The organism is Arthrobacter sp. Bi26, from assembly GCF_918697925.1.
Lineage (GTDB): Bacteria > Actinomycetota > Actinomycetes > Actinomycetales > Micrococcaceae > Arthrobacter.
In genome coordinates this window covers 1-4,151 of record NZ_CAKKMF010000171.1, presented here as the reverse complement: position 1 = coordinate 4,151, position 4,151 = coordinate 1, and the positions used below count along the sequence as shown (strand labels likewise).

Genomic DNA, 4,151 nt, shown 5'->3' with positions numbered 1-4,151 from the left:
GGGGCGGGGCAGCTGCACGAGTGGGCGCAGCCAGGAGGCCAGTGCGGACAGTGCCCGCTCACCGCGGGCGAGCAGCAGCGCCGTGCCGAGGGTAGCCACCGCGTGGGCGGCGAACATGGCTCCGCCCATATCGGCCGCGGACACCGCCATGGACGGGTCGAGCATCTCCGGGGAAATGGCAGCCGCCGCATGGCCCGGATGGCCCTCGACCATCCGCGCCCGGCCGGCCGCGGGCGCCCCTGCGGACAGAGCGCCGAACGACCAGTGCAGCCACAATTGGCCCACTCCCAGCAGCCCGGCAAGGGCAGGAAAGGACAGTCGGAAGCGGGTCAGGATGGCCACCGGGACGATTGCCACGGCACACAGCGCCGTCACGATCACCGGCTCGGGCAGCCGCCCCCCGCCGGCCAGGTGGCCGCCGGCCGCCAGTGCCACGATGATGGATCCGATCAGCCCGGTGCGGAATAGCCGGAAGGAAGCGTGCGTCATGCTGAGCAGTCCTTTCCGGATTCCCTGGGCGGGCTGGTTTTCTTGGGCCCCTTAAATCCTAAGGGTCATTGTGCACCGCTACGCCCCCACCCGGCAGAGCCGTCCGTTCTGTGACTGCGGGCGCCATGAATCCCAGGCCTGCATCCCCAGCAGGCTGTCCCTGCCATTTGCACCCGCGCCGGTACGAACGTGCCGGAATAGCACTGTGCAGGCGCATTTGTTCGCTCTATACTGAAAATGCACGCAAAACGGCACGTTCGTACCTATGGGGGCAGGGTGGCTCGGGCGTATTTTGATCAACGGGGAGGCGGCCATGGAGAACTCGTTTCCGGACGAGCTCGCAGCCGACGTCCGGGCCCGGCGCGGGTCGCTCCGGTTGAGCCAGCGCGAATTGGCCGAACTGGCCGGGGTCTCAGAGCGCTTCGTCCGGTTTGTCGAACAGGGCAAACGCACGGTGCAGTTGGATTCCCTGCTGGCGCTCATTGACACGTTGGGGCTGGAGCTCCGGGTCCAGACCCGCACCAGCGCCGCCGCCCGGAGCCTCGCCGGCCCTCGGGACAACGACGAACTTCGGGCCCACAGCGAACTGCGGAACGGCCCGGAAGTCCGGCCATGAGGCACCGCATCGCAGACATCTACAAGGCCGGCGTGCTGGCGGCACGGCTGGAACGGCACGACGGCGGCACCAGGTTCAGCTACTTGCCGGCCTATCTGGCTTCCGGGGGACCAGCTGTCGCGAGTTCCCTGCCGCTGGCTCCGGACCCGGTGCTGTCCGCGGCGGGGGCAGCCCCGCCGTATTTCACCGGGCTCCTGCCGGAGGGCCGGCGGCTGAATGCACTGCGCCGCTCCATCAAGACCAGCGTGGACGATGAGCTGTCCCTGCTCATCGCGGCCGGTGCCAACCCGGTGGGTGACGTGCAAATCGTTGGCCATGGCGAGAAGCTGGACCCGGACGAGCACGCCGTCGAGCTTGACCCCGGGACGCCCCTGGATTTCGAGGCCCTTCTGGGGGATTCCGGGCTGATCGACCCGGTGGCGTTGGCCGGCGTGCAGGACAAGCTGTCCGCAGGCATGATCTCCATGCCGGTGGCCAGCGCCGGCCGACGGTACATCCTCAAACTCAATGCGCCCGAGTTCCCGCACGTCGTCGAAAACGAATTTGTGATGTTCCGCTACGCGGCCCGGCTGCGGATCCCCTTGAGCCGGGTCCAGCTGATCCGCGACGTCGCTGGCCGGCCGGGGTTGCTCGTGGAGCGCTTCGACCGGGTGCCTGTATCCGGTGCGCCCAAGGCGGCGGCCGGGGCGGTGCAGCGGCTCGCCGTCGAGGACGGGGCACAGGTGCTGGGGCTTTACCCTGCGGACAAGTACAACGTGGGATACGGGCAGGTGTGCCATGCGCTTGCGGCGTATTGCGCGGCGCCGCTGCCCGCGCTGCGGAATTTGGCCCTCCAGGCGGCATTTGCGTGGCTTACGGGCAACGGTGACCTGCACGCAAAAAACGTTTCCATGGTGCAGCAACCGGCCGGCGAGTGGTCCATTGCGCCGGTGTACGACATCCCCTCCACTGTGGTCTACGGGGACAAGACACTGGCCCTGACCCTGGACGGCAAACGGACGGGGATCTCCCGGAAGCACTTCCTGGGCTGGGCCGCGGGGATGGGGCTGACCGAGCGTGCGGCTGTCCAGGTGCTGGAACTCGCGCTGAGGGCGTCGGAGCCGCTGCTGGCGGACCTTCAGGCGGGCACGGCGTTCCGCTCCATGACCGACGACGGCGCCTCGCCGTTTTCGGCGCTAGTCACCCGCGACTGGGTCAAGGAACTCAAGCACCGGCGCAGGCTGCTGGCGGGCTGAGGCCGCCGGCGTCGGTTGTTGCCAGCGTCGGATGCTGCTGCGTGAAGCCTCAGAGGTGCTGGATGCCGGCCCGCTGCATGGCGTCTTTGTAGACTTCAACGTTCTTGGCGAGCAGCTCTTCCTGCTTGGCCGGAGAGACTGCGAAGGCGCGGCCGCCGAGCGCGGTGGCCTTGTAGATCTTGACGCCATGGTTCTTCAGCGAGGAATGGTAGGTCTTCTCGAAGAGCGTCAGGAAGGAGTGGGCGTCCGCGCCATGGGCAATAACGGCCGAGACGCGCTTGTTGATCTTGAGGAACTGGCGGAAGGGCCGAAGGCCGTCCGTCTTCTCCTGGACGTTCAGGGCCGAGGAAGCGTCCGGATCGCGGATCCACGGGTACGCGTTCCACGGCATCACATAGCGGGGATGGAGCTCTGCGGCCTCGTAGATGGAGGTGGCGCGGCGTGCGGCTTCATCGTCGTTGAAGTGCGAAACAAAGCCCGATTCTGTGCCCTTGCCGGGGCTGATATGCAGGCTGACGATCCGGCATTCGTCCTCATCATGGATGGGGTCGATGTACGGGACCACCGATCCAGGCTTCTTCTCCATGAGTTCGTCGCACAGTTGCGTCACGGCGGCGATGTTCGGCTCCTGCAGCAGGGTCTTTTTTTCGTCCCAGTCAATCGTCACGATTTCTCCCTCAGCACTTGGCGTCCAGAATCAGGCGGCTTCCTCCACTCTACGCTTTTGCGGCGGGGGGTGTTTCGGCCGGGGCCTTTGTGGCCGGGCCTCCATAGTGGGGTTGTCACGATGGTCTTCGTGGTGGGGCCGGTGGCTTTCGGCCTCTGGTGATGGAGTTGAGGCGGGCGTAGGCTTAAAGCGCCTGCAGGTAACCAACTGATGACGCCGGGTTGTTCGGGACATGGAAGTGTCCGAGCCGTCTCATAGCGAGATCGCGAAGGTACCTGCAGGCCTGACGTCAGCCCGCCACCCGGGGTGGGAGGGCGTTTTTCTTTGTCGCCGTCGCCGTCGCCGTCGCCGTCGCCGGGTCAAATTTGTCAGCGCGGCCAGAGGCTGGGACCGGTCGCTTTCCAACCGAACGTGGAGCCCCCGTCGCGGGCAGCTCCCCGTCCCAGCAAGGAGCATCGCCATGGCACTTTCCGTGGTTTTTCATAAGGTTGCCGACTACGACGAATGGCGCAAAGTCTACGATTCCGTGGCCGAACTGCAGTCCAGCAGCGGCGTTACCCAGCAGTCCGTCCACCAGTTGGCAGGCGACCCAACGCCGTCCTCGTGCTTCACTACTTCGATTCCGTCGACAAGGCGCGGTTTTTCTTTGCCAACCCAGAACTGCTGGACGCCATGAAGCGTGGCGGAGTCCAAGGCGAGCCGCGAATCGAGTTCTTCGAGTAGCGGCCCGTCGCCCGACCTCCGGTGGCCCGGCCAGCGTCAGCCGGGTCCCGCACGGCAGCCAGCTGACTGGTCCCTAGGCTGCAACAACCACATTGAACCTCCCGCGCTTCAGCGTTTTGGCCTGGTGACGGAGCTGGCGCCGGTCGCGGGAGCCCGGCTGATCCGTGGCTGATCGGCGGAGCGGCGTGCCCGGCAGGGGTGGCGCGGTGGAGTGGTAGGTGTGGCTCGTGGGGGTGGTGAGTTCGAATGTGTGCCTGTCGCCGCTGTGCGCGGCCGCGGGTTCGTGTCCGGGCACGGGGTCTGCCTGTTCTCCGTTTGCGGGGCGGGCGGTCCAGCCGGGGGTTTCTTTGGTGTGGTTGCAGGCTTCGCAGAGTCCGGCGCCGTTGGCCAGGGCGGTGGGGCCGCCGTCGCGGTGGGGGAT

5 protein-coding genes and 1 pseudogene are annotated in these 4,151 nt (G+C 66.8%); 3 read left to right on the top strand and 3 right to left on the bottom strand.

Translation table 11 applies throughout. The features are described 5' to 3' along the window. A partial coding sequence (locus tag LQV16_RS23005; protein WP_229996152.1) for a hypothetical protein occupies positions 1 to 489 on the bottom strand: 489 nt, incomplete at its 3' end. A gap of 313 nt (positions 490 to 802) precedes the next feature. On the opposite strand from LQV16_RS23005, the gene LQV16_RS23000 reads away from it, so the two are divergent. Together LQV16_RS23000 and LQV16_RS22995 are read left to right on the top strand one after the other, a co-directional pair. Beyond that, a complete protein-coding gene (locus tag LQV16_RS23000; RefSeq protein WP_229996151.1) occupies positions 803 to 1,105 on the top strand; it encodes a helix-turn-helix transcriptional regulator in 303 nt (100 codons plus the stop codon). Then, the gene (locus LQV16_RS22995; RefSeq protein WP_229996150.1) at positions 1,102 to 2,340 is read left to right on the top strand and encodes a HipA domain-containing protein; all 1,239 of its coding nucleotides are present in this window, start codon (positions 1,102 to 1,104) and stop codon (positions 2,338 to 2,340) included. Before LQV16_RS23000 ends, LQV16_RS22995 begins: the two co-directional genes overlap by 4 nt. A gap of 49 nt (positions 2,341 to 2,389) precedes the next feature. Here the strand turns inward: LQV16_RS22995 and LQV16_RS22990 are convergent, their stop codons facing one another. Next, on the bottom strand, positions 2,390 to 3,007 hold the full coding sequence (locus LQV16_RS22990; protein WP_229996149.1) for a uracil-DNA glycosylase: 618 nt from the start codon (positions 3,005 to 3,007) through the stop codon (positions 2,390 to 2,392). A 460-nt stretch (positions 3,008 to 3,467) separates the two neighbouring features. Here LQV16_RS22990 and LQV16_RS22985 point away from each other — a divergent pair, with 460 nt between their 5' ends. Continuing rightward, positions 3,468 to 3,683 carry a hypothetical protein gene (locus LQV16_RS22985; protein ID WP_229996148.1) on the top strand — a complete coding sequence of 72 codons (216 nt, stop codon included), beginning with the start codon at positions 3,468 to 3,470 and terminating at the stop codon, positions 3,681 to 3,683. A gap of 120 nt (positions 3,684 to 3,803) precedes the next feature. Here LQV16_RS22985 and LQV16_RS22980 read toward each other — a convergent pair. Next, positions 3,804 to 4,151, bottom strand: a pseudogene (locus tag LQV16_RS22980) (hypothetical protein); the annotation flags it as partial.